Raw genomic sequence first — 23,847 nt, 5'->3', positions numbered from 1 at the left:
TACATGCCGAGGAGCGCCATGTCCATCACAGCTGAAGGCCCCGTGCCCGGTCCCCTGCCCGGCCGAGAAGGGCAACGCCCGCGCGGTGCTGGCATCATCACCTACCTCTCCCTTGGCGGCCTGTCCTTCGCAGTGCTCCAGTCGCTGGTGGCGCCCGCACTCGGCACCATCGGGAAAGACCTGGGTGTTGCCACCAGCGATGCAAGCTGGGTGCTCACTGCCTACCTGCTATCCGCTTCTGTGCTGACGCCGATCCTGGGGCGCCTGGGTGACATGGTGGGCAAGCGCAAGGTCCTGATCGTTGTCCTCGTCCTACTCTTGGCAGGCGCAGTCATCGCAGCCCTCGCTCCGAACCTGACCGTACTGATCGTCGGGCGCGTTCTTCAAGGCGCAGCCGGTGCCGTGATGCCGCTCTCCATCGGGATCGTCCGCGATGAACTCCCGAAGGAACGCGTCAGTGTGACCATCGGGCTGCTGTCCGCCATCTTCGGCATCGGAGCCGGCGTCGGAATCGTCGCAGCGGGTCCGATCGTTGAATCCCTGTCCTGGCATTGGCTGTTTTGGCTCCCAGCGGGCCTTGTTGTCATCGCGCTGCTAGGCGCGATCTTCGGCATGCCCGAGTCACCCGTCAGGACGCCTGGGAAGCTTGACTGGCTCGGCACAGCGATCGTCTCCGTGGGTTTGGTTGCGGTGTTACTCGCCATCAGCGAGGGCCAGGCATGGGGATGGGGCGACGGCAAGACCGTCAGCCTGCTCATCGGGGGCGGCGTTGCGCTCATTGGGTTCGTAGTGGTGGAACTGCGCGTCGCTGAACCGCTGATCGATGTACGGCTCTTCCGCCACCGGGGCGTGTGGACCGCTCATATTGTGGCCCTGGCATTCGGCTTCGCGATGTTCGGCACGTTCGTGCTGGTCCCCACCATCCTTCAGTTGCCTACAGTCCTGGGTTACGGCTTTGGCAAGAGCGTCAGCGAGGCCGGACTCTACCTGCTGCCCACCGTCATCGCCATGGTCATTTCCGGGGTGATCGCCGGTGCTTTGATCCGTAAAGTGGGGCCCAAGATTCCTATGATTCTTGGCGCGGTGTCAGTCACCGTCGCGTTCGTCATCCCGGCCCTCGGGCACGGGGAAGAATGGCAGATCGTGCTGTCCGGAATCCTCACCGGCATAGGCATCGGAATGGCCTTGGCGGCGACGTCGAACGCGATCGTGGAAAGCGTACCCGCCACGCAAACCGGAGAAGCGATCAGCGCCAACACGGTGCTGCGTACCATCGGCAGCAGCATTGGCACGGCTGTGATCGCAGCCCTCATCTCGTCCAATGTCGCAGCCCAGGGCGCGCCAACCGACCATGCGTTCACCGTAGGATTCTGGGCGTGTGCCGGCGTCGGCGTCGTGGCGCTGGTGGCAGCGCTGGTGGTTCCATCCCGGCGGCAACGCCGACGGGACGCGGAAGCCGCTGGAGTGGATGACTTCGACGAACTGGAACACGCCAAGCGCTGAGCTACCGGCCAAGGCCACGGCCAGCGCATGTCCAGTGCATGTCCAAGGACGCAAAAAACGCCCGCCCGGATTTTCCGGGCGGGCGTTTTCGGTGTCGAAGCTTAGACAGTGCGGACCACGTCGTCGTAAGCGAACTTGGGCTTGGCCTCGCCCCACGCGTCTGGGCCGGGCTGGCCGATGTTGACCACGAGGAAGCTCTTCTGGTCACCGGCGGGGAAGAATTCGGCGTCGATCGCGGCGAAATCAGCGCCGGTCATCGGGCCGGCCGCAAAACCGAGCGAGCGGACGGCCAGGATGAAATACCCTGCCTGCAGGTGGGCGTTGTTGTTGCCGGTGGAGGCAGCAACGGCGGGATCGGCGTCGTACATGGCCTTGGGTGCGCCGTATCCGGGGAGGAACTTGTCCCACTGTCCGTGCCAGTTGGTGTCGTAAGACAAGATCGCGACCAGCGGAGCTGAGGCGGTCTTGGCCTGGTTTCCGCGGGCGAGCGCGTCAACCAGCTTGGCGCGGGCCTCCGCAGAGCGGACGTAGGTCACGCGGAGCGGCTGGGAGTTGAAGGCGGTGGGGCCGAACTTGGTGAGCTCGTAGATGGCGCGGGCCTGCTCGTCGGTGACCTCACCGGCGAAACTGTTGGCGGTGCGGGCTTCGGCGAAAATGGCGTCGACTGCTGCGGCGTCAATGACTGCTTCTTCGTGGGCGATCGTCATGCGTGAACCTTTCCATGGGCCCTGACCCTGAATCAGCCGGGCACGTCTGCTTTCCATGGTTGCAACCTGACGGCGCGCTGTCCTCTTCCCGTGGCGGCCAGTGATGTTGGGCACAGTCCCCATTCTCGTTGTGAGGCCCGTTCTGCAGGCTCACCAACCCTCGAGGCGTGTAGAGCGGGCCCCGCATTGCCGGTATTGTTGCACCGAATCCCAACACTCTTCTGAGGAAGGCCTGCCATGAGCATGCTCGGCACCAAATGGAAGCTCCACGGCAACGGCAAGTCCATCCGCCCCGGACAGGTGGTGGCTCCCGACGAGCGGCTGGCATGGCCACTGACCATCGGCATCGGCATGCAGCACGTGGTCGCAATGTTCGGCGCGACGTTCCTGGTCCCCATCATCACAGGCATGCCACCGGCCACCACGCTGTTTTTCTCAGGCATCGGCACGCTGCTGTTCCTGGTGATCACCAAGGGCCGCATTCCCAGCTACTTGGGTTCGAGCTTCGCGTTCATCGCCCCGATCATGGCGTCCCAGCAGCAGTACGGCGTTGCCGGCGCCCTGGGCGGCGTGGTGCTCGCAGGCGTCGTACTGGCGCTCATTGGTGCGATCGTCCAGAAATTTGGCGCCGAATGGATCAACCGGCTCATGCCGCCGATCGTTACCGGCGCGATCGTGGCGCTGATCGGCCTCAACCTGGCCCCGGCCGCCAAGAACAACTTCGACCTCGCGCCCGTGACCGCGCTAGCCACGCTGGTCACGATCATCCTGGTTTCTGTTTTGTTCCGCGGAATCCTGGGACGGCTGAGCATCCTGGTGGGCGTTGTGGTGGGGTATTTCGTGGCGATGATGCGCGGCGAAGTCTCCTACGGCAAGATGGACGCCGCCGCATGGATCGGGCTGCCGCACTTCCAGACGCCCGAGTTCCACATCGGCGTCGTCGGCCTGTTCGTGCCCGTCGTGCTGGTACTGGTGGCTGAAAACGTGGGGCACGTGAAGTCGGTAGCTGCCATGACGGGCCAGAACCTCGACGCCGTCTCCGGCCGCGCGCTGATGGCCGACGGCGCCGCCACGGTCCTTGCCGGGTTGGGCGGCGGTTCCGGCACCACGACGTACGCCGAGAACATCGGGGTCATGGCCGCCACCAAGGTCTATTCGACGGCGGCCTACTGGGTGGCGGGTATCTTCGCCATTTTGCTGAGCTTCTCGCCGAAATTCGGTGAACTGATCGCGACGGTCCCGGCGGGCGTCCTTGGCGGCGCCGCCACCATGCTGTACGGCATGATCGGTGTGCTCGGCGTGAAGATCTGGGTGCAGAACAAGGTCAACTTCTCCAACCCCATCAACCTGACCACCGCCGCTGTTGCCCTCATCATCGGCATCGCTGATTACACGTGGACCATTGGCGATCTGAAGTTCACCGGGATCGCACTTGGCTCAGCCGCCGCCCTGGTGATCTACCACGGCATGAAAGGCCTGGCCCGCTGGCGCGGGACCGTCGCTGAACCCGAAACCGAGACGGCGGGGCTGTCGCCTGCGGTGAAGTCGGCAATGAACGCTGCGGCACGGCGGGGCGGAAAAACGGGGAGATAACCCCTCAGGCGCTTACCGGCCGCCTTCCATCTTGCGGCTCCGCTGCTGAATGGCCATGGGGCCGTACGGGTAAACGCCGACGCGCGGTTCGCTAGCAACGGTTAGCCGCTCGGTTTCCTCCGGGGTCAGTTCCAGGTCGGCAGCAGCGAGGTTGTCAGCCAGTTGCTCAAGGTTCCGGGCACCCAGGATGACCGAGGTGACTGCTGGCCGGTCCGCCAGCCAAGCCAGTGACACCTGCGATGCGCTGACACCGTGGTCCTCGGCAATTTTCTCCACGGTTTCGATGACGTCCCATGTGCGGGGATCCTCGTTGCGCGCCTGCCATGCTTCCATGCCTCGGCTCGGATTCTCACCGAGCCGGGTGGCGCCCACGGGAGCCTCGTCGCGCTTGTACTTGCCGGAGAGCCACCCTCCGCCCAAGGGCGACCAGGGCAGCAGCCCAATGTTCGCGTCCAAGGAAGCAGGGACAATCTCGGACTCAATCTCACGGACCAGCAGGTTGTACTGGGGTTGCAGGGTGACCGGGGCACTCCAGCCGTGAGCCTTGGCAACGTGAACCGCCTTGGTCAACTGCCAGCCCAGGAAGTTGGAGAATCCGTAGTAAGCGATCTTGCCGGCACTGACGGCGTCGTGCAGGAAACGGAGTGTTTCTTCCAACGGCGTGATGGGGTCCCAAGCGTGCATTTGGTACAGATCGATCTGCTCCACACCCAGGCGGCGAAGGGAATCATCCAGCGCCCGCGTCAGGTGCTTGCGCGATGTGCCGACGTCGTTGGGCGTTTCACCCATCGGGAAACGGCCTTTGGTGGCCAGCACCAAACGGTCTTTCGCATCTGGCCGACGGGCGAGCCAACGCCCGATGATTTCCTCCGATACGCCAGCGGAATAGACGTCCGCTGTGTCGATGAAGTTACCACCGCTGGCAACGTAGGCGTCCAGGATGGCGTGGGACGTTTCCTCGGTTGCCTCGGCTCCAAACGTCATGGTTCCCAGCGCGTACGTTGAAACTACTGCGCCACTGTTGCCCAATGTGCGGAAGTGCATGTTGCTCCTTAGGTCTGGGTACCTATGGGACGCTACACAGGTTGCTCGGCATTGTCAGCGGCCTTACGTATCCCTGTTTTTCCTAGGTTTGGGAGTCCTACCTTCCGCTCTTACCGGAAATTGGTCAGCTTGCTTACTAAAGCGGACTTCCCTACGCTGGAACAGGTCAGACAAACAACTCTCACAGCAGCGGTACGCCCCCAAAAAGGTCACCGCAACGAGGAGGAACTATGTCAGAGCACAACATCACCGGCAATATCGCGGGAAAGAAGGTCGCATTCCTACTGACGGACGGCGTAGAGCAAGTGGAGCTCACCAGTCCATGGCAAGCCGTGAAGGATGCCGGCGGAGAGCCCACCCTCGTAGCCCCGTCCACAGGCAAGGTCCAGGGTTATAACGGCACAGAACCGGGTGACACCTTCGACGCAACCCTCGCAGTAGCGGACGCCAACGCCTCAGACTTCGACGCACTGGTCATCCCAGGCGGCGTGGTCAACTCCGACCACCTCCGCGTGGACAAGGATGCCCAGACCTTCGCACGGACTTTCTTCGAGCAGCACAAGCCTGTCGCGTCGATCTGCCACGGACCGTGGCTCTTGATCGAGACCGGCGTGATCAAAGGCCGCAACGTCACCTCGTACCACACGCTCCAGACGGACCTAAAGAACGCTGGCGCCAACTGGACGGATGAGGAAGTCGTCGTCGACCAGGGACTGGTCACCAGCCGGAACCCGGACGACCTTCCGGCCTTCAACGCCAAGCTGGTCGAGGAAATCTCTGAAGGCCAGCACGCTGGCCAGACCGCATAGCGGTCTCAGCCCACACCCTAACCCCCGGCGAGTGCCGCCGTCGTACTTTCACAAGAGGTACTACGGCGGCACTCGCCACGCATGTTGCGCAGGTCACATTCCATCCCTAGGCTGGGGAAGCTGCAGCGTGGCAGCACCGATGAAAGGCACTAAATTGGCCAGCGACAAACTCTCCGTAGTTGTTCGTGTCGACGTTGACGGCGAACAGATCCAGATCGCAGCAACAGGACGCGTCACGGCGTCGAGCCTGCAGGGGCTCTACCCGGTAGTTCAGCGCACCAAGAGCCTGGGCGGCGGCCTCGGAGTGGAGATGGATCTTTCCGAAGCGACAGTGGACCCGGATGCCCTGGACCAACTGACGATCTATGCTGAGCTCCACGAGGTCCCGGTCCGGTTCACCCCGGAGCACCAGACGGTCACCGCACTGCCGGCACGTAGACTCCAGGTAACAAGCCAAGCCGCATAAACAGGAGGCATTGATGCGCAAAGTGACCGCCGGATTGTTCCACTCCGTTGATGGCGTGGTGCAGGACCCATTCAACTTCCAGTTCGACAGCTTCGACGAAGAGTTGGGCAAAGGCCTGACCAAGATGATCAACACCGTGGACACGGTGGTCCTGGGCCGGGTCAGCTACGAGGAATGGGCAGGATACTGGCCCACCGCGTCCCAAGACGAAGGCTTCGCGGCCTTCATCAATCCGGTGGAAAAGTTCGTCGCCTCCCGGACGCTCACCGAGCCCCTCGAATGGGAAAACTCGCACCTGATCAAAGGCGACGTCGAACAGTTCGTCAGCGAGCTGAAAACCCGCGACGGCGGCGAGATCGCAGTGTGCGGCAGCATCTCCCTGGTACGCCAACTCCTGTTCGCCGGCGTCCTTGACGAATTGACGCTGATGACACATCCAGTGATTGCCGGCAGCGGACGGCGCCTTTTCGAGGACGGCGATCCCCTGAACCGGCTGGTCCTGGAGGACCAGCTCGCAACGAGCAAAGGCAACGTGGTCACCACGTACAGCGTGCGGAAGGACTGAGCAGCCATGGCAATGACCGAGGTCGCCGATGGTGTTTACCGCTTTTCCGATGCCTACGTGAACTTCTACATCATTGAGGGCGACGACGGCCTCACCCTCATCGATTCGGGCCTTCCCTCCATGTGGCTTCCCCTGGAGAAATCGCTCCGGGCCGTAGGCCACACCCTCCGTGACATCCGGGCACTGGTCCTTACGCACGCACACTTCGATCACCTTGGCCTCGCCCGGAGACTGCACGAATCACTGAACGTTCCGGTGTGGGTTCACACCGAGGACTCCTTCATCGCCAAGCACCCGTACCGCTACCGGCACGAACGCTCGCGCTTCGTCTTTGCCCTCACCCACCCCAAAGGCCTTCCTGTCATGGCCAGCATGACCAGGGCCGGCGCACTGAACGTCAAGGGCGTTGACGATCTGAGTTATTTCCCAGGCACCGGCGAACTGCCGGTCCCGGGAAGTCCCGAAGTCGTCTTCTCCCCTGGTCACACCAGCGGACACTGCGGGTTGTTCCTCCGTGAGCGCAGCATACTTTTCAGCGGGGACGCTTTGGTGACGATGGACCCGTACACCATGCGGACCGGTCCCCGAATCGTGGCTGGGGCCGCCACGGCCGATAGCGCCTTGAACCTCGCATCCCTGAAGCAACTCGCCGCCACGAAAGCAGGCTTGGTGCTACCGGGGCATGGCGAGCCTTGGGCCAGGGGCATTGAGGAGGCCGTTGCCATCGCGAAGGCCAACGGCCCCGCATAATCGCGCTACTTTTTGCCCGCTTTGAGGTCTGCGACAACTTTGGCGATCCGCCGCGCGCGGGTCTCCTCGGTCTTGGCGTCACCGATCGGTTCGACGTACCGGCGCTGGCTGCTGTAATTGAGCGTTCCATAGAAAGCCTTCGCGTCCGGTTCTGCATCCAGCGCAGCAGCGAGATCGTCCGGCACCTCAATCACCCTCGGCTCTGTATCCACCTCAAGCCCGACCTCCACTGTGTGGCCCGCTTCGGCGCCGGTCAGCTCGCGGTTGGCGGAACTCACGCCCACCATGTACTTGCCGCCCATCACGGCGATGCTGCTGCGATAGCTCTGTCCGTTGATAGTCACCACCACCGGCGGCCGCTTTCCCGCCCCCAGCCCATCAACCACGTGGGAAGGGATCTCGATGCCTGCCTTGTTGCCATCGCCAACGATGGTGGTGGTGAATTTCATGACCCTAGTATGCCGCCGCTGGCCAGTAGACGCACCTCTACTGCTGGGCTACCTTCGAACATAACGCCCCACCCAGCAAGGAGACAGATCATGGACAACCAAGACCTTCTGGAGCGCATCCAGTCACTCGTCGAAGAGGAGCACCGCCTTCGCGACACGGCAGGTTCCGACGACGACGGCGGTGACAACAGCTCCCGCCTCGCCCAGCTGGAAGCCCAGCTCGACCAGTGCTGGGACCTGCTCCGCCAACGCCGGGCAAAGAGGGACGCCGGCGAAAATCCCGATGAAGCAGAGCCACGGCCCGTCAGCGAAGTTGAGGGCTACCGGCAGTAGCCGCTAAGCCCCCTCCAGTACCTGGCTCGTGGCCCACGCCAAGTATTTGGCGGCGTTAGCCACGGCGTCGGACACGTCCGGAACGCCGTCTTTCCGCTGAGCGACGTCAAGCAACTGGGCCGCGGCCACGATGCCGTGCCGGGCCAGGTCCTCGGGGGTCACGGTAATGCGGCCAGCGACGGCCACCACGGGGATCCCATGCAGGCTTGCAGCATCGGCGAGCGCGATGGGGGCCTTGCCCGTGAGCGATTGCTCGTCCATGGAACCCTCGCCGGTGATTACCAGGTCGGCATCGCCCAAGTGCTGCGCCAGTCCGGTCAAGCCCGCCACCAGCGCGAAGCCGCCTTCCAGCGCTGCGTCAGTGAATGCCAGGAACGACGCCGGGAAACCACCTGCCGCTCCGGCTCCGGGAACATTCACGTCACGGCCAGTCGCTTCCCGAAGGAGTGATGCCCAGTTGCGGAGGCCGGCGTCGAGCTTCTCCACGGCGTCCGTATCCGCACCCTTTTGGGGGCCGAACACATGCGCGGCACCGTCCACGCCGTACAGCGGGTTTTGCACGTCCACGGCGATGCGGAACTTCACGCTGGACAGCCGCGGGTCCAGCGCGGAAACATCCAAGGTGACGACGTCGGCAAGGGAGCCTCCGCCCAAGGGCACCACATTCCCGGCTGCGTCAAGGGGTTTGAGCCCCAGCGCGCGGAGGGCGCCGCTGCCGGCGTCGGACATCGCGGACCCGCCCAGACCCAACACGATCTCCGTGGCTCCCGCGTCCAACGCGGCTGCAATGAGCTGGCCGCAACCGTAACTATGTGCCCGGAGCGAGTTCTCCGCGGTTGGCTCCATGTGCGCCAGGCCGGACGCCTGCGCCGTTTCGATCACAGCCGTCGCTCCGCCGAAGGCGTCCTTGCGAATGGCCCAAGATGCACCCACCGGTTTGAGGATCGGTCCCACCACGGCGTTGTTCCGCTCCTCGTACCCTGCGGCGATGGCGGCGTCGAGCGTACCTTCACCGCCGTCGGCCACGGGAAATTGGGTGGTCACAGCATCGGGGTAGACGCGGAGGGCGCCTTCGGCCATGGCTGAGGCGGCCTCAGCCGCGGTCAGGGATCCCTTGAACTTGTCCGGGGCGATGAGGATACGCATGGACCCATCTTGCCAGCCACGACGGACAGGCTAGCCACACCCCCGCCGGGTGGGGGCAATCAGGCCCACGCATGGCGGCGTACGAGGACCTCCTTGAGCAGGTCCAGCCTGTCGGACACGATGCCATCCACGCCAAGATCCAGAAGTCGCTCCATCTCGGCAGGGTCATTGACGGTCCACACATGCACCTGCAATCCCGCCCGGTGGGCTCGCCGAATGAACCCCGGCGTGACCACCCGAAACCGTCCGTACCGGACAGGCACCTGAAAAGCGTCGACGCCGGCAAGCAACTTGGTCATCAAAGGTGGCGGAAGTACGGAACCAAGGAGGACGAAGAGCGCGGTCGAAGTGCTCCCAGCCGACGACGCCACCCGACGGGACAGCCGCCTGAGGACTGCCCGGCGTCGCCGATCCGAGAAACTCGTGACCAAGACACGCTCATGGATCCCGTGTTTTTCAATGGCCGCAGCCATGGGGCCAACTGCGTTCCAGGCTTTGACGTCCAGGTTCAGCCTGGCATCCGGCAGCCTGGTCACCAGTTCATCGAATGTGGGGACATGTTCGACGCCGCCGATTCTCGCCTTTGCCACGTCAGCTGCGGTCAACTCCGCGATCCGCCCGGCCGAATCCGTGACGCGGTCCAGGGATGGATCGTGGAATACCACCAAGATGCCGTCCGCGGTGGCGTGCACGTCAGTTTCCAGGTGGACTGTTCCGAGGTCTTTTGCTGCCCGGAAAGCCGACATTGAATTCTCGAGGCCGTCCTGGGAGAAGCCCCGGTGTGCCAAGGCCAGTGGGCCCACCGAGCCGTCTTTGCGGAGGAAATAGGGCAGCGTCACACCCGTAGCGTAGCCGACCAGCCCACATCCCGGACCGTCAGGACTCCTGCGGTACGATCTCCACGCCGTCGCTGATGTGCACCAACGTTCGGCCGCGACCGCCGTCGAGCTCTACCCAGACCGCCGTGGCGTCACCCGTGATGGCGTCCACAACGCCAGCTGATTCGTAACCGGGAGTGAGGGTCACGCTGACACGGTCCCCCTGCCGTAACGAAAGCCAGTGGTGATCCGGTTCGATGCGCCGCACCGGCGTCGTCGTGAAGTCGTTAATCCTGCGCTTGGCCATGATTTCCCCTACACATTCAACAATCAAACGGGTGTGGCTGGAAGCCTACGGGTGCCACATGAACGGCGGTTGTATGGAGGCTGGGAACACGGTGACAGCCCGGTCCTGACACACTGGGGTCATGACTGTGTTGATCGCCGGATGCGGCGACCTTGGAACCGAAGCCGGGCTGCGATTCGCTGCTGCCGGCCATGACGTAGTTGGCTTGCGACGGTCACCGGAGAAGCTACCCCCGGAAATTCGTGGCGTTTACGCGGACCTCTCGGTGAGCGTGCCGGACCTTCCCGCGGATGTGGACATTGTTGTAGTGTCCGTCGCCGCCGACGCCTCAACCGAGGCGGCCTACCGGGCGGCATACCTCGACGGCGTGAGGAACGTTATGGACGCCATCGAACAGGCCGGCGTGGAACCCCGGAGCATTTTGTTCGTCTCCTCTACTGCCGTGTACAAGGACTCCGGTGGCGCGGTGGTGGACGAATCGACGCCCACGGAGCCAACACGATTCAGCGGACAGGTTCTCGTGGAAGCCGAGGACCTGCTGTTCGCCCGGACGCAGGGCACCGGAACGCAGCCGATCTCCCTCAGGCTCGGGGGTATTTACGGACCCGGCCGCACCCGCCTCATAGACCAGGTTCGCAGCGGCCAAGCCGTCATCCCGGCCCAGCCCCGGCACACCAACCGCATCCACAGGGACGATGCCGCGGCCCTGATCGTGCACCTCACCACTATGGAAGCGGTGCCTGAAACGGTGTACGTGGGGGTGGACGATCATGCGGCAGAAATGGGCGAGGTGCTGCGATTCCTTGCCGCGGAGATGGGATGCCCCGAACCCCCGACGGCGTCCGCGGACGGCGCGTCCGACGGCGGCCCGGGTGTTGGCCCGGGCGACAAACGCTGCTCGAACAAACGCGTCCGCTCGACCGGCTTCGAGTTCACCTACCCCACCTACGTTGAGGGGTACCGAGCCCTGCTGGCCGGGGAGGGTGTCCGGCATCCGTGACCCGTGCCTCTGGGAGGGATCAACGTCAGGCCGGTACTACGACCGCCCGGAACCGGAACGCGATTCGCCTTCTTCTTTCACGCGCTGGCGTTGACGTTCCAACTCCTTCTCGCCCTCGTGCTCAGCGTTGTAAAGCTTGGTGTTACTGACCTGCAGCTCTAACATGATCGCGTCCAGTTTGACGTGCAACGCTTCGCTGTCGCGGTTCTGGGTGTTCTGAATGATGAACACCATCAAGAACGTGATGATCGTGGTACTGGTATTGATGATGAGTTGCCAGGTATCAGAGAATCCAAGCAGCGGTCCGGAAAAGCCCCAGAGAATCAGGACGGCGACGGCGATCGCAAAAACCCACGCATGTCCAAGAACCGAGGCCACCTTGGTGGTGAAACGGGTAAAGATATCGGCACGGTCTTTTTTCTTTGGCACGCTAGCTCCTTAGGAAATCCAGTCGCTCACTTCAGCTCAGAATAGTGCTGACCAGTCCGCCTCAGGAGTTGTTCGGACGGAAAATGAGGATCGTAAGCATTACTGTTGACTGGTGTTCGAGCCGTGTCAGCTTTCTGAAGATGTCTCCATGCGCCTATTGCGCCCAAGCGATGCGGCAGCGCTTGCCGCCGCCTATCTGCGGAACAGGGAGTACCTTGCCCACTGGGAACCGGTTCGCCCGGAAGAGTTCTACTCAGAAGCCTGGCAGGCTGCCGACATTGCCGCCCGACTGGCTGCGGGAGAAGCCGGAGCGGGTTATTCATTGGGCTTGTTCGCGGGCGACGCCCTGGTGGGCCGATTCAACCTAGTGGGAATAGTGCGCGGTCCCTTCCAAAGCGCGAGTCTTGGCTACTGGATGGATAGCGCTTACGCGGGGCGCGGACTGGCGTCAGCTGCGGTCAGGGTCATAGTAGAGGCGGCCCGCGAGGAACTCGGGCTACACCGCATCGAGGCGGGCACCCTCTTGCATAACATCAGCTCGCAGCGGGTACTGCTGAAGGCGGGCTTCCAGCAAATCGGGATGGCGCCACGGTACCTCCACATTGCGGGAAAATGGCAAGACCACAAGCTGTACCAGGTACTCCTGCACTAGGCAGCTTGGTCAACGCTCCAACATCCACCGCCGCGCATTAGATGCTTGCTAGACCCGCTGCTCCGTCAACTTTGCCTCGAGAATCTGGGCCACGCCGTCGTCGTCGAAGTGCGGAGCCTGCTGCCCCGCGGCGGTGATGGCGTCCGGGTGCCCACTGGCCATCGCGTACCCGTGACCGGCCCAGCGGAGCATCTCGATATCGTTGGGCATGTCACCAAATGCCACCACATCCGCAGCGTCGATCCCCAGCGACTCTGCGTACTGAGCCAGGGTGACGGCCTTGTTGATACCGGGAACGGACATCTCCAGCAACGCTGTGCGGGGGGCGGAATGCGTGGTACTCACCAAGTGGGCGACGGCTGGCTGCACTTCGGCCAGGAACGCGTCGGGCGTGCCTTTGCGCGTAACCGCCAAGAACTTCACGACGGCGTCATCCGCAGCGAGCGTCTCGGCGAGGGGGGCTGGTGTGAACTCGGCAAGGAGTTCGCTGGTCCCGTTCTCGATAAAGCCGGGCTCCAGCTGGAAGCCGGTCAGCGTTTCCACGGCGAAGAGCGCGTCCGGCCGAAGGGATTTGATGATGCGGCGGGCTTCGAGAACGGACGGGACATCCAGTGCGGATGAGGACAGGGCCGTCCCTGTTTGAAGATCCCACACCACGGCACCGTTTGAACAGATAACGATGCCGCTGTGGCCGAGTTGTTCCTGGAGGGGGAACAACCATCGCGGCGGACGGCCCGTGACGAAAACCAGCTCCACCCCTGCCTCGCGGCATGCACGAAACGCCTTGATGGTCCGGTCACTGATTTTGCCATCATGGCCGAGGATGGTGCCGTCAATATCACTTGCTACGAGCCGCATCTTGCCAGTCTACTTTGGTGCACATTTGAGAATTTGCCCTCGCGACCCCGCACACGGGCAAATCGAGAGCATAGTCTGAGGTGATGACTGACATCACCAGCACAGCCGAACAACACAGCACCCGCGGCGCGTACGTCACTGGTGCCGAGTTCAACCGGGACACGAACTACATCGAGGATCGGATCACCCGCGACGGTAGACCCGGTGCCAACGGTGAACCCGGCTGGCCGGTGGAACCGGGACGGTACCGGCTCATAGCGGCGCGGGCATGCCCGTGGGCCAATCGCACCGTCATCGTCCGGAGGCTCCTTGGCCTGGAGGACGTCATCAGCCTCGGCCAGCCCGGGCCCACCCACGATGCCCGGTCCTGGACCTTCGATCTTGATCCCGATGGCAAGGATCCTGTGCTGGGGATCGAGCGCTTGCAGGAGGCGTTCTTCCGCCGTTTCCCCGAATACCCGCGCGGGATCACCGTCCCGGCCATCGTGGACATCCCCACGGGCGGAGTTGTGACCAACAACTTCCCCCAAATCACGCTGGATTTCTCTACGGAGTGGACGGAGTTCCACCGCCCCGGTGCCCCAAGCCTCTATCCCGAGCAGCTGCGCGAAGAGATCGACCAGGTGAATAAGCGGGTTTTCACTGAGGTTAACAACGGCGTCTACAGGTGCGGATTCGCCGGGTCCCAAGAAGCCTACGACGCCGCCTACACCCGGCTGTGGAATGCCATGGACTGGCTGGAGGAACGGCTTTCACGGCAGCGCTACCTGGTGGGAGACTCCATCACTGAGGCGGATGTCCGGCTGTTCACCACCCTCGCGCGCTTCGACGCCGTCTATCACGGGCATTTCAAGTGCAACCGCAACAAACTCAGCGAGATGCCGGCATTGTGGGGCTATGCCCGGGATCTCTTCCAGACGCCCGGCTTCGGGGACACCATCGATTTTGTGCAGATCAAACAGCACTATTACATCGTCCATGAGGACATCAATCCCACACAGATCGTTCCGATGGGACCGGACCTGTCGGGCTGGTTGACCGAACACGGGCGGGACTCACTCGGCGGCAGCCCCTTCGGACAGGGAACCCCGCCCGGGCCGGTAAGAGCCGGCGAGGAAGTGGCCGCCGGGCACGGCGCCGCCTGACCCTCAGCTACTCCGTCATTCAGCTCATCCAGTCGTTCAATTCGGCGCGAGTGGGCGGGTTCGCTCCGGCGCGGGACACGGTGATGGCAGCTGCGCGGGCGGCGTGCTCCATGATTGCGGACAGGGTTTCGGCAGGCATCCCGCGCAGCGTTTCGCGGTTCTGCGCACCGTCAAGCCCACGGTCCACAAGAGCGGACAGCAGCCCTGCCATGAACGAATCGCCCGCGCCCACGGTGTCCACAACGTCCACGGAGGGTGCGGTGATCCGGGCTTCACCAGCCCTGGTAACCCCCCACGGTCCTTCTGCGCCGCGCGTAACCACCACCAGCGCCGGTCCTGCCGAGCCACCTAACGTGAGCCAACGCCGTGCCGATTCCAGCGGGTCCGCGCCGGGATAGAGCCACTGAAGGTCCTCATCGGAGGCCTTCACGACGTCGGCAAGCACCACAAAGCGTTCGGCCTGGTTCCGTGCGTACTCAACGTCGGTGATGATGCTGGGACGGCAGTTGGGATCGAAACTGATGGTGCTGCTCGGGTGTGCACGCTCGACGGCGGCAAGGACCTCCGCGGCGCCCGGCTCCAAAGCTGTGGCAATCGAACCCGTGTGCAGCAAAGTGGCGCCCTGCAACATGAGCGGCAGGCGGGCCCCAAGGCCAGGCAGTTCCCAAGTGAGGTCGAAGTTGTAGGTGGCCGCGCCTTCGTCGTCGATCCGGGCAGTGGCAATGCTGGTGGGCTTGTCGTCCGGGGGAAGCGGGACCATCACCGAACTTGAACGCAGGTGCGCGGCCACCGAGTCCCCGTAGGGATCATTGCCGTAGCGGCCAATGAACTGCACCGGATGATCCAACCGGGCAAGCCCAACGGCCACATTGAGCGGGCTCCCGCCGACATGTGCCTCAATCCCGGAGGAACTTTGAACCACGTCAACCAGGGCCTCACCAATAACTGTCAGCATGGGAACACTCTGCCAGAGGACAGGCGCCACGGACCAACAATTACGAGAGGAGTCGCTGCACCAACTCACGGCACTTTTTGTATGCCACGGCCCTGGGATCGATCAGGTCAAAATGGTCGCCCGGGACTCGCAACAACTGGGCCGGAGTTCCCGCGGCTGTGGCAGCGGCGACGTACGCCTCCGACTGACTGGCCGGAACGTCCTCGTCGTTGCTGGCATGCACGGCGTACACCGGCACGTCGATCGGCAGCAAGCTCATGGGGTCAGCGTATTTATGCCTCTTGGGGAACCTGGCTGAATCTCCGCCCATCAGGTTGCACACAGCGCCGTTGCTGAGGTTGAGTTTCTCCGCCGCAGCCAGGTTGAGGAGGCCGGACTGACTGACGACGCCGGTGAGGTGCACGGCGTTAGCCTCCGGGGTGCGCACGAGTTGGCGATCGGCGTCGGGCGTTCCGATCGCTGAAAGGCGCTGGCGGCCGGCAGCCCATACCGCCAGGTGGCCGCCAGCGGAGTGGCCGAGCGCCACCACTTTGCCAAGCTGCAGATCGTGGTCTCCGGCGATCTGGGAAAGGTGGTCGATGCCGGCCAGGATGTCCTCGAACGTATGCGGCCAACCACCACCGTTGCCGGCACGCCGATACTCCAGGTTCCATGCTGTGATGCCATGGGCGGCGAGGTCGCGGGCCAAAGGCTCACCGAGCTCGGCTCCGTACTGTGAGCGCCAGTAGCCGCCATGGATAACCACCGCTACTCCGCCCGCGACGGCCGAGGCACCGCGGTGGTTTCCGTTGTTCGGTTCGGGCGTAAAGAGTTCGCCCCACTGGCTGGGGTGTTCGCCGTAGCTGTACTTATGCCGCAACATTGGGCCCTCCTTTGTACCGAGCCTATCGTGACGGTCTGCAGATTTGGCTAGAGGCACCCCGACGGCGCGCGGCCCGGTTCAGTGTCGGGGGCGCACCGTAAGCTGGGGGCATGGCAAGCAATCGGGACAGCCTGGACCAGGACCAGCGCGAGGCAGTGGACGCGAACGTGGCGCTGTATGAGCGTGTTCGCCCTGCCCTAAAGCAGGTCACACGCGATGTCCTGCTGACCTTGAGGGACATGCTGAATGACGCCGAGGTAACCCCGTTGTTCGTCACCGGCCGGACCAAGACTGTTGAGTCTTTCAGGGAGAAGATTTCCCGCACGGATGAACCCTTGGAACCGGGCGGACCCCGGCTCCTGAAGTTCCCGGACCCTTTCCGCACCTTGAATGACATGGTGGGTATCCGTGTGATCACCAAGCTGCCTGCCGAGAATGCGGCGGTTGCCAACATCATCAAACGCCAACGGCAGCTCTTTGATTGCCGGGGAGACCGCGAGAAGGACATTGGTTCCATCGAGTCGGGAACGTACGGATACTCCAGCCGGCACCTCATCCTAAGGACCATCCAGAATGAGACCGTGAAGGAATACCAGCACGTCTTCAATCCGGACATGCCTGCCAACGGCAGTTATTTCTTCGAGTGCCAGATCCGGACCGTGTTTGCGCATGCTTGGAGCGAGATCGAGCACGACATCCGCTTCAAAGCCGAAGACCCGCGCGCCTGGACCCCCCACTTCGATCGCCAGTTCACCGCTACTGCAGCAATGTTGGAGACGGTGGAGAGTGCCTTTTCCGATCTTCACGAACGCTACGAGGAAGTCCGCGCCTATTGGGACCTTGAGGGTGACGGAAGCATGCCGCTCACGCCCAACCGGGTTCGTGACGTCTGGCGTACCCTACTGCCCCACGTGGACCGCAAAGTTGACGATGACTGGGGATGGGCCGCTGAACTGCTCGCCGCCCACGGACTGACCAAAACAGTGGAGCTTGCGGGACTACTCAGCGCCAACCGCATCACCGAGGTGCGCAAGGCCTTGGACCACCGCTACTCCCCCGGCCCGGACCGCCTGCTTGATGACCTCCTGTTGTGGCAGTACGGAACCGAGCACATCGACCTCACCGCTGAGGGGCCCGACGTCGTCCCGCACCCGCGGCGCGACAGCCTCCAACGGCGCCTCAAACAGATTGAGCGCTACCGCCAGACGCTGATGTGACACGACGCGGCGGTAAGGCAACTGACATATACACCGCTGCGCATGTAACGAAGTCGACCCTTGCGCGGGCCGGATGTGAGCATGGATGGATGCTTGAGGCAACCAACACACCGTCCACTACTGGAAACTCCGCGGAACCGCTGAATGCCGCTCTCGCCGCCGAGGCACGCATTGCCCGCATCGCTGTCACGGTCTTTCCGCTTCTGGTGGTCCTTGCGGGCATTCTCGGATTCCTTATTCCGGATCTGTTCAAACCCATGGGGACGTCAGTTCCGTATTTGCTCGGCATCATCATGTTCTGCATGGGCCTGACGTTGACCCCACCGGATTTCGCGTCGGTTGCCCGCCGACCGTGGGCCGTTGCCTTGGGCATCATTGCGCATTACGTCATCATGCCCGGTGCGGGATGGCTGATCGCGGTCCTTCTTCAGCTCCCTCCCGAACTTGCGGTGGGAGTCATTTTGGTTGGTTGCGCACCCTCGGGCACTGCATCCAATGTCATGGCCTTCCTTGCCAAGGGTGATGTGGCTTTATCCGTGGCCGTCGCCTCCGTATCAACGCTGATCGCGCCTTTGGTCACCCCTGCGTTGACGCTCTTCCTGGCCGGGTCGTTCCTCCATATCGACGCCGGTGGCATGTTCCTGGACATCGTCAAGACCGTCTTGGTTCCCGTAGTGGCGGGTGTGCTCGCACGGCTTTTCCTCTCGAAGCTCGTCGCTAAGGTTCTTCCGGCACTTCCTTGGGCATCCGCCGTCGTGATTTCCCTGATTGTGGCGATAGTGGTGGCCGGGAGCGCGAGCAAAATCGTCGCCGCAGGTGGCATCGTGTTCTTGGCAGTTGTGCTCCACAACGGCTTCGGGCTCGGCCTGGGCTACTTGGCGGGCAAGCTCGGCCGCCTGGACGACAAAGCACGCCGTGCCCTCGCATTCGAAGTGGGTATGCAAAATTCCGGCCTCGCCGCCACGCTGGCCACTGCACACTTCAGCCCACTCGCCGCATTGCCCTCAGCGGTGTTTTCCCTGTGGCACAACGTCTCCGGCGCGATCGTGGCTGCGTTCCTGGCTCGGCGTCCGTTGAGGGACCAGGCCACCCGAGGCTAGCTCTCCTGTGGATAGCTTCCTTGACGCAGGTCTTGTGAGCGTTCACAATTTCTGGGACAGACGTTTACATCGCGGGGAGATCTTGAATGAAGAACTGGGCAGGCAACCTTGAGTACTCCTCGGCAGAGGTCCACCGGCCCACCTCGGTGGGCGCGCTGCAGGAGCTCGTGGCCAACGCCGCGAAGGTCAAGGCCCTCGGTTCGCGACACTCCTTCAACACTGTTGCCGACACGGACGGCACCCACCTGCTCCTTGATGCGCTGCCGCAGGAAATAGTCCTCGACAAGGAAAAGGGCACGGTCAAGGTAAGTGGGGGCATCAGCTACGGTGCCCTTGGACAAGCACTTGAAGACCAGGGTTATGCCATCCATAACCTTGCCTCGCTTCCGCACATCTCCGTCGCGGGCGCCATCCAAACCGGCACCCACGGCAGCGGGGTCAACAACCCGTCCTTGGCCGGCGCCGTCGTCAGTATTGATCTGGTGCGCGCCTCAGGCGAGTTGGTCACGCTCACCGCCGACGACGACGAGTTCCGCGCCAGCGTGGTGGGAATCGGTGCCCTCGGTATCGTCACTGGGCTTGAGTTGGCCATACAGCCGACCTTCCAAGCCCGGCAACGGGTACTGACAGGCTTGTCCTGGAACGAGGCGCTGGCCAATTTCCAAGAGATCGCCTCGAGCGCATACAGCGTCAGCTTCTTCACCAACTTCACAGGCGACACCATCCCCCAGGTGTGGATCAAAGCGCTGGAAACCGATGCGCCCCTTGCTGACATGTTTGGAGCCATCCCGGCCACAGTGGCGATGCATCCCCTCCCGGACATGTCAGCGGAGAACTGCACGGAACAGTTGGACGTGGCCGGCCCTTGGCTGGACCGGTTGCCCCATTTCCGCCATGAGTTCACTCCCAGCAACGGCGAAGAACTGCAGAGCGAATTCCTGCTCCCCCTGGACCATGCCCCGGCAGCGCTCCGCGCCGTCCGGAACCTCGCGGGCAAACTAGCGCCCCTGCTCTTCATCTCCGAAATCCGCACCATTGCTGCCGACGACTTCTGGTTGAGCCCGTTCTATGAGCAACAGAGCGTGGCACTCCACTTCACCTGGAAGCCGCTGCAGTCCGAGGTTGAGGAGATCCTCCCCGAACTTGAGGAGGCGCTCCGACCCTTCGGGACCCGCCCGCACTGGGGCAAGCTCTTCACGCCGGACCAGTACGATTTCGCCGCCCTCTACCCACGGTTCGAGGACTTCCGGAAGCTGGTGCTCGCCCACGATCCTTCGGGCAAGTTCAGCAACGCTTTGCTGAACGGCATTCTGCACCGCGACTCCTGAAGTCCGGCGCTACCGCGAACTCGTCGGGCGTCCCAGCCACGCCAAGGCGGCAACGACGACGGCGGCGGTGCCGGTCTCCAGCGTTGGGCTGATGACCGGCGCGAAGTGCGGCGAATGGTTGGCCGGGATTTCGCTGGAGACAGCTCCGGCGGCCTCGGCTTTCGCGTACAGCGTGGGGTCGGTCCCGCCGAGTCCCCAGTAGATGTAAGGAATGCCGAACGAGTCCGGTAGCTCGCTGAAATCCTCACTGGCAGGTTGCCGGTCAAGGGTGGAGGCCCTTTCCCCGAAGTGGTTGCGGAAGGCTGCGTCGACCCGGGCTGTGACTTCCGGATCGTTCTGGGTCAGCGGGTAGTGGTCGTAAAGCTCGAACTCCGGATCCTTCGGCGAACCGGCGGCGCTGCATTCTCCGACCACAATCCGCCTGATTGCATCCAAAAGCAGGGTCCGCGTTCGGTCGTCGAAGGTACGGATGTTCAGCTCCAGCACGGCACGGTCGGAGATGATATTGCTCTTGGTCCCGGCGCTCAACCGGCCGATGGTCAGGACCGCAAATTCCCCGGGGGCAACCTCGCGGGAGACCACGGTCTGCAGGCGCAGGACAATCGAAGCAGCCAGGACCACGGGGTCAATACTGAGCTGCGGCATGGAGCCGTGGCTGCCCCGACCATAAACCGTGATCCGCATGCTGTCAGCGCTGGAGAGAAAGGCGCCGGGCCGGGTCCCCAGGTGGCCGGAAGGAAATGCAAGGACGTGCTGCGCCATGGCGACGTCCGGCTTCGGGATCAAGGCGGCCAAACCGCCGTCGAGCATCTTCCGTGCACCATTAGCCAGTTCCTCCGCCGGTTGGAACAACGCGATGAACGTTCCGGACCATCCGGACGGTCGCTCCGCCAGCAACCGTGCCGCACCGAGAAGGCAGGCCACATGCACATCGTGCCCGCAGGCATGAGCAACAGGGACCTGCCCGCCGTCGTCGTCGGTCGCAGACTCCTTACTCGCGTACGGAAGGCCGGTGTCCTCGGCAACAGGCAGCGCGTCCATGTCCGCCCGCACCAGCACGGTGGGGCCTTCGCCGTTCTTGAGGATGCCCACCACGCCGGTGGACCCGATCTCGGAGTGCACCTCGTGGCCGAATTCCTGCAGGAGCCCGGAAGCTATGGCTGCCGTTCTGCTCTCCTGGTTGCCCAGTTCAGGATGCTGATGAAGGTCCTTGTACAGCTCCTCTTGCCAGCCGGTCATGCCTTCTTGGCCGGCAAGGACCATCGCAACTCCGCCCTGGTCCGGCACGCTCGCATGCGCCCCGCCCAACGCTCCACCCTTCCCGGTTCCGTCCATGGCAATTCCTTTCGCGCGGCTGTCGTCCCTGCCATCCCTACATAAACTTGGCGCACTCGTCGCTGCACCGCAATACAGTCGTTGCGCGCAACGAAAGACGCAACGAAAGATCAGTGGTTGGGCTACGTGCCTACGGAGTGAACGTGGTCAGGCCAAACCGAATCCGGCCCCCGATGGGCACTTGGGCGGCCAGATCCAGATGTTCCTCGCGAACCACGCCGATCACGGGATAGCCGCCGGTGATGGGATGGTCCGCCAGAAAGAGGACGGGCAAACCAGCGGGAGGTATTTGGAGTGCGCCTGCCACAGTTCCTTCGCTGGGCAGCTCGCCCTTCCGGGTTCGCTGGAGGGGCGTGCCATCCAGGCGCATACCCACCCGGTTGGATTGTGGGGTCACCACCCATTCCTGGCTCGTCAACGATTCAATGGCGGACGAGTCGAACCAGTCATCCCGCGGTCCTGGCACTACCTCAAGGACCGTAACTCCAGTGCTCGGAAAATCAGGTTGAAGCTCAGGGCTTCCCACAGCAGCCGATACCGTGTTGCCACCGGCCGGCAGCACCTGGCCGGGAACCAGAGGCGCAGGCCCGACGCCGGACATCGTGTCTGCCGAGCGGCTGCCCAGCACCTCCGCAACATCCACTCCTCCACGGACGGCCAAGTAGCTCCGGAAACCGCATTCGGGAGGACCTACGGTCAGCACTTCGCCGTCGAGCAACACAAAAGGGGTCGCCATCGGAACCGTCCGGTTCGACGACGAGCGGACAGTCAGGGTGCTCGGGGCGCCAGTCACCGCCACGGCTTGGTCCCCCACAGCCTCCACCACCAAGCCACCGTTGACGGACTCGATGGCAGCAGCTGAAGCGGCGTTCCCTACGAGCCGGTTGGCCCGGCGCAGGGATGCCCGATCCAAGGCTCCGGCAGCGGAAACACCGAGGGGACCGTAGCCGCGGCGGCCGAGGTCCTCCACGAGGCTCTGCGCACCGGGTTTGAGGATCCGCAGGCCGGACAGCCCAGACCCAAGATGCTGCTCGGATTCGGGCGGGCGCGTGGAAACAGCGGCGACGTTCACTACCTCGCGGACCGCCCGGTACTGGACGCGGTCGCCGGGCCTCACCAAGGCCGGTTGCGTTCGCTCCAAGTCCCACATCCGAGCTCCAGTGCGGCCGATCAGGTGCCAGCCTCCCGGTGAACTGCGGGGGTACACGGCCGAGTATGGGCCACCGAGCGCCACGGATCCAGCCGGCACAGCGGTCCGGGGCGAAGGGCGGCGGGGAACGGTCAGGACATCATTCTGGCCCACCATATAGCCGAATCCAGGCGCGAAACCGGCGAAAGCCACGGTCCACACCTGCCCGGTGTGCGCGGCTACGACGGCGTCCGGGCTCAGCCCAGTGATGCCGGCGACGTCGGTGAGGTCCTCGCCGTCGTACACGGTATCGATGACCACCAAGCCGGACCCGGTGACCTCGGGCGTAGTGATGTCCAGCTCAAGCAAACGGGCCCGTATTGCGCGGATTGCCGACGCCGATTCGCCCACCACCATGACCGTTTCTGCCGCGGCCACCACGTCCACTTGCCCCGGCAACGGTGCCCGGGTGAGCATGTCCTGCAAGGCGAGTACGTCTTTCAGGCCATCCAACTCGGCCAGCACGGCGCGGGTGCCCACTGGCCGCAGGGCGCGAATTCTCCTGGGCTTGCTGCCTCGTGTTTCGACTTCCAACTCCCCTCCAGCCTTCCGCGGGACGTTAGCGCTTGCCCTTCTTCCGCGAACCCTTGCCGCGGCCCTTGTCCGGATTCGGGGCGTAGCGCTGGGCGACGGCGGGCTTCTTGGGGCCGCCTCCGCGACGGTCCGGCTTGGGCGCCTTCTTGGGCTTCTCTTGCTGCGACGAGGGTTGCCGTGAGCTCTGGGCTGTGCGGCCGCGGACGATCCCGATGAACTCCTCGACCACCGGGCCCTCCGTGCCCACGAGCCATGCGAGGGCAATCTGGGAGCCCGGAGCTCCGGTCAGCGGCCGCATGACGGTTTCTTTGTTGTTCAGGTGGCGTGCCACGGACATCGGCAAGATCGCCAAGCCCGCACCCGAGGCCACCACCTGGAGGGCCATGTCCGGCCCACCCATCTCGTCCACATCCAGGAAATTTTCTTCGGCGAGATCCGCTAGTGCCACTTCCTCGAACACCGAGATCTCGTGCCCCTTGGGAGCAACCACCACCGGCTGCTCTTCATACAAAGGAATAACGTTCAAGCCCTCGCGGTCCACAGGCAATCGGACAAAGCTAAGATCCGCCGAACCGTCCCGGAGCACCGAAAGCTGCGCGTCGTCGTCGGACATGAACGCCTCCAGCGGCACATCGGGCATACGCTGCTCCCAACGCCGGATCCACTTCCCGGGTGTCACTCCAGCAACGTATGCGAAGCGCAGCCCTGGTTGGGGCTCGGGTGACTCGGGTGATTCTTCAGCGTCTGGCACAC

At 63.5% G+C, this 23,847-nt stretch carries 26 protein-coding genes; 13 read left to right on the top strand and 13 right to left on the bottom strand.

From position 1 onward, the window contains the following. The first annotated feature begins 18 nt into the window (after positions 1–18). Entirely contained in the window at positions 19–1,503 is a 1,485-nt protein-coding gene (locus tag SB659_RS15530; protein ID WP_284976873.1) for an MFS transporter, read from the top strand. 101 nt (positions 1,504–1,604) lie between these two features. Here the strand turns inward: SB659_RS15530 and SB659_RS15525 are convergent, their stop codons facing one another. Further along, the gene (locus SB659_RS15525) at positions 1,605–2,210 is read right to left on the bottom strand and encodes a malonic semialdehyde reductase (protein ID WP_410550982.1); all 606 of its coding nucleotides are present in this window, start codon (positions 2,208–2,210) and stop codon (positions 1,605–1,607) included. A 237-nt stretch (positions 2,211–2,447) separates the two neighbouring features. On the opposite strand from SB659_RS15525, the gene SB659_RS15520 reads away from it, so the two are divergent. After that, positions 2,448–3,803, top strand: coding sequence for a uracil-xanthine permease family protein (locus SB659_RS15520; protein WP_410550981.1), 1,356 nt, complete (start codon positions 2,448–2,450; stop codon positions 3,801–3,803). Between the two features lie 12 nt (positions 3,804–3,815). Here the strand turns inward: SB659_RS15520 and SB659_RS15515 are convergent, their stop codons facing one another. Next, positions 3,816–4,847, bottom strand: a complete 1,032-nt coding sequence (locus SB659_RS15515) for an aldo/keto reductase (protein ID WP_284976876.1) — start codon at positions 4,845–4,847, stop codon at positions 3,816–3,818. 230 nt (positions 4,848–5,077) lie between these two features. Between SB659_RS15515 and SB659_RS15510 the strand changes: the two genes are divergently transcribed. From SB659_RS15510 to SB659_RS15495, 4 genes are all read left to right on the top strand, one after another. Then, complete coding sequence (locus SB659_RS15510; RefSeq protein WP_410550980.1) at positions 5,078–5,656, top strand: type 1 glutamine amidotransferase domain-containing protein; 579 nt, start codon at positions 5,078–5,080, stop codon at positions 5,654–5,656. 139 nt (positions 5,657–5,795) lie between these two features. Further along, complete coding sequence (locus tag SB659_RS15505; protein ID WP_410550979.1) at positions 5,796–6,122, top strand: hypothetical protein; 327 nt, start codon at positions 5,796–5,798, stop codon at positions 6,120–6,122. Positions 6,123–6,135: 13 nt separating this feature from the next. Next, positions 6,136–6,687 carry a dihydrofolate reductase family protein gene (locus SB659_RS15500; RefSeq protein WP_284979862.1) on the top strand — a complete coding sequence of 184 codons (552 nt, stop codon included), beginning with the start codon at positions 6,136–6,138 and terminating at the stop codon, positions 6,685–6,687. Positions 6,688–6,693: 6 nt separating this feature from the next. Beyond that, positions 6,694–7,437: an MBL fold metallo-hydrolase gene (locus SB659_RS15495; RefSeq protein ID WP_410550978.1), complete on the top strand. Its 744-nt coding sequence runs from the start codon at positions 6,694–6,696 to the stop codon at positions 7,435–7,437. Between the two features lie 5 nt (positions 7,438–7,442). On the opposite strand, the gene SB659_RS15490 is transcribed toward SB659_RS15495, so the two are convergent. Beyond that, positions 7,443–7,886, bottom strand: a complete 444-nt coding sequence (locus SB659_RS15490; RefSeq protein ID WP_410550977.1) for a YdeI/OmpD-associated family protein — start codon at positions 7,884–7,886, stop codon at positions 7,443–7,445. A gap of 90 nt (positions 7,887–7,976) precedes the next feature. Here SB659_RS15490 and SB659_RS15485 point away from each other — a divergent pair, with 90 nt between their 5' ends. After that, a complete protein-coding gene (locus SB659_RS15485; RefSeq protein ID WP_284979865.1) occupies positions 7,977–8,219 on the top strand; it encodes a DUF2630 family protein in 243 nt (80 codons plus the stop codon). A 3-nt stretch (positions 8,220–8,222) separates the two neighbouring features. Here SB659_RS15485 and SB659_RS15480 read toward each other — a convergent pair whose 3' ends face one another. Genes SB659_RS15480 through SB659_RS15470 form a run of 3 tightly spaced genes read right to left on the bottom strand, consistent with a single transcriptional unit; the run spans position 8,223 to position 10,490 of the window. After that, entirely contained in the window at positions 8,223–9,365 is a 1,143-nt protein-coding gene (locus SB659_RS15480) for a glycerate kinase (protein ID WP_410550976.1), read from the bottom strand. Between the two features lie 59 nt (positions 9,366–9,424). Beyond that, complete coding sequence (locus tag SB659_RS15475; RefSeq protein ID WP_284979867.1) at positions 9,425–10,204, bottom strand: glycerophosphodiester phosphodiesterase; 780 nt, start codon at positions 10,202–10,204, stop codon at positions 9,425–9,427. A 37-nt stretch (positions 10,205–10,241) separates the two neighbouring features. Beyond that, positions 10,242–10,490: a hypothetical protein gene (locus SB659_RS15470; RefSeq protein WP_284979868.1), complete on the bottom strand. Its 249-nt coding sequence runs from the start codon at positions 10,488–10,490 to the stop codon at positions 10,242–10,244. A gap of 121 nt (positions 10,491–10,611) precedes the next feature. Here SB659_RS15470 and SB659_RS15465 point away from each other — a divergent pair, with 121 nt between their 5' ends. After that, the gene (locus tag SB659_RS15465) at positions 10,612–11,490 is read left to right on the top strand and encodes an SDR family oxidoreductase (protein WP_410550975.1); all 879 of its coding nucleotides are present in this window, start codon (positions 10,612–10,614) and stop codon (positions 11,488–11,490) included. Between the two features lie 36 nt (positions 11,491–11,526). Here SB659_RS15465 and SB659_RS15460 read toward each other — a convergent pair whose 3' ends face one another. Then, positions 11,527–11,919, bottom strand: coding sequence for a low affinity iron permease family protein (locus tag SB659_RS15460; protein ID WP_284979870.1), 393 nt, complete (start codon positions 11,917–11,919; stop codon positions 11,527–11,529). Positions 11,920–12,067: 148 nt separating this feature from the next. Here SB659_RS15460 and SB659_RS15455 point away from each other — a divergent pair, with 148 nt between their 5' ends. Continuing rightward, a complete protein-coding gene (locus SB659_RS15455) occupies positions 12,068–12,571 on the top strand; it encodes a GNAT family N-acetyltransferase (RefSeq protein ID WP_284979871.1) in 504 nt (167 codons plus the stop codon). A 48-nt stretch (positions 12,572–12,619) separates the two neighbouring features. On the opposite strand, the gene SB659_RS15450 is transcribed toward SB659_RS15455, so the two are convergent. Beyond that, positions 12,620–13,429 (bottom strand): HAD family hydrolase, encoded by an 810-nt coding sequence (locus SB659_RS15450; RefSeq protein WP_410550974.1) that lies wholly within the window; start codon positions 13,427–13,429, stop codon positions 12,620–12,622. A gap of 83 nt (positions 13,430–13,512) precedes the next feature. Here SB659_RS15450 and SB659_RS15445 point away from each other — a divergent pair, with 83 nt between their 5' ends. Further along, positions 13,513–14,574, top strand: a complete 1,062-nt coding sequence (locus tag SB659_RS15445) for a glutathione S-transferase family protein (RefSeq protein WP_410550973.1) — start codon at positions 13,513–13,515, stop codon at positions 14,572–14,574. A 19-nt stretch (positions 14,575–14,593) separates the two neighbouring features. Here SB659_RS15445 and SB659_RS15440 read toward each other — a convergent pair whose 3' ends face one another. Next, positions 14,594–15,529: a carbohydrate kinase family protein gene (locus SB659_RS15440; RefSeq protein ID WP_410550972.1), complete on the bottom strand. Its 936-nt coding sequence runs from the start codon at positions 15,527–15,529 to the stop codon at positions 14,594–14,596. A 40-nt stretch (positions 15,530–15,569) separates the two neighbouring features. Then, on the bottom strand, positions 15,570–16,391 hold the full coding sequence (locus SB659_RS15435) for an alpha/beta hydrolase (protein WP_410550971.1): 822 nt from the start codon (positions 16,389–16,391) through the stop codon (positions 15,570–15,572). Positions 16,392–16,501: 110 nt separating this feature from the next. Here SB659_RS15435 and SB659_RS15430 point away from each other — a divergent pair, with 110 nt between their 5' ends. The 3 genes from SB659_RS15430 to SB659_RS15420 all read left to right on the top strand — a co-directional run bounded on the left by SB659_RS15430 (position 16,502) and on the right by SB659_RS15420 (position 20,036). Beyond that, positions 16,502–17,608 (top strand): GTP pyrophosphokinase family protein, encoded by a 1,107-nt coding sequence (locus SB659_RS15430; RefSeq protein ID WP_284976896.1) that lies wholly within the window; start codon positions 16,502–16,504, stop codon positions 17,606–17,608. 89 nt (positions 17,609–17,697) lie between these two features. Then, complete coding sequence (locus tag SB659_RS15425) at positions 17,698–18,708, top strand: bile acid:sodium symporter family protein (protein ID WP_284979879.1); 1,011 nt, start codon at positions 17,698–17,700, stop codon at positions 18,706–18,708. A gap of 86 nt (positions 18,709–18,794) precedes the next feature. Then, the gene (locus SB659_RS15420) at positions 18,795–20,036 is read left to right on the top strand and encodes a D-arabinono-1,4-lactone oxidase (protein ID WP_410550970.1); all 1,242 of its coding nucleotides are present in this window, start codon (positions 18,795–18,797) and stop codon (positions 20,034–20,036) included. 9 nt (positions 20,037–20,045) lie between these two features. On the opposite strand, the gene SB659_RS15415 is transcribed toward SB659_RS15420, so the two are convergent. From SB659_RS15415 to SB659_RS15405, 3 genes are all read right to left on the bottom strand, one after another. Next, a complete protein-coding gene (locus SB659_RS15415; protein ID WP_410551021.1) occupies positions 20,046–21,299 on the bottom strand; it encodes an amidohydrolase in 1,254 nt (417 codons plus the stop codon). 202 nt (positions 21,300–21,501) lie between these two features. Continuing rightward, complete coding sequence (locus SB659_RS15410) at positions 21,502–23,094, bottom strand: 5-oxoprolinase/urea amidolyase family protein (RefSeq protein ID WP_410550969.1); 1,593 nt, start codon at positions 23,092–23,094, stop codon at positions 21,502–21,504. 25 nt (positions 23,095–23,119) lie between these two features. Beyond that, a complete protein-coding gene (locus tag SB659_RS15405; RefSeq protein WP_410550968.1) occupies positions 23,120–23,845 on the bottom strand; it encodes a LysR family transcriptional regulator substrate-binding protein in 726 nt (241 codons plus the stop codon). Positions 23,846–23,847 lie beyond the last annotated feature (2 nt).

This window comes from Arthrobacter sp. SIMBA_036, from assembly GCF_046535135.1.
In the GTDB taxonomy this organism is placed as follows: Bacteria; Actinomycetota; Actinomycetes; order Actinomycetales; family Micrococcaceae; genus Arthrobacter.
This window is presented reverse-complemented; position numbering and strand designations above follow the sequence as displayed.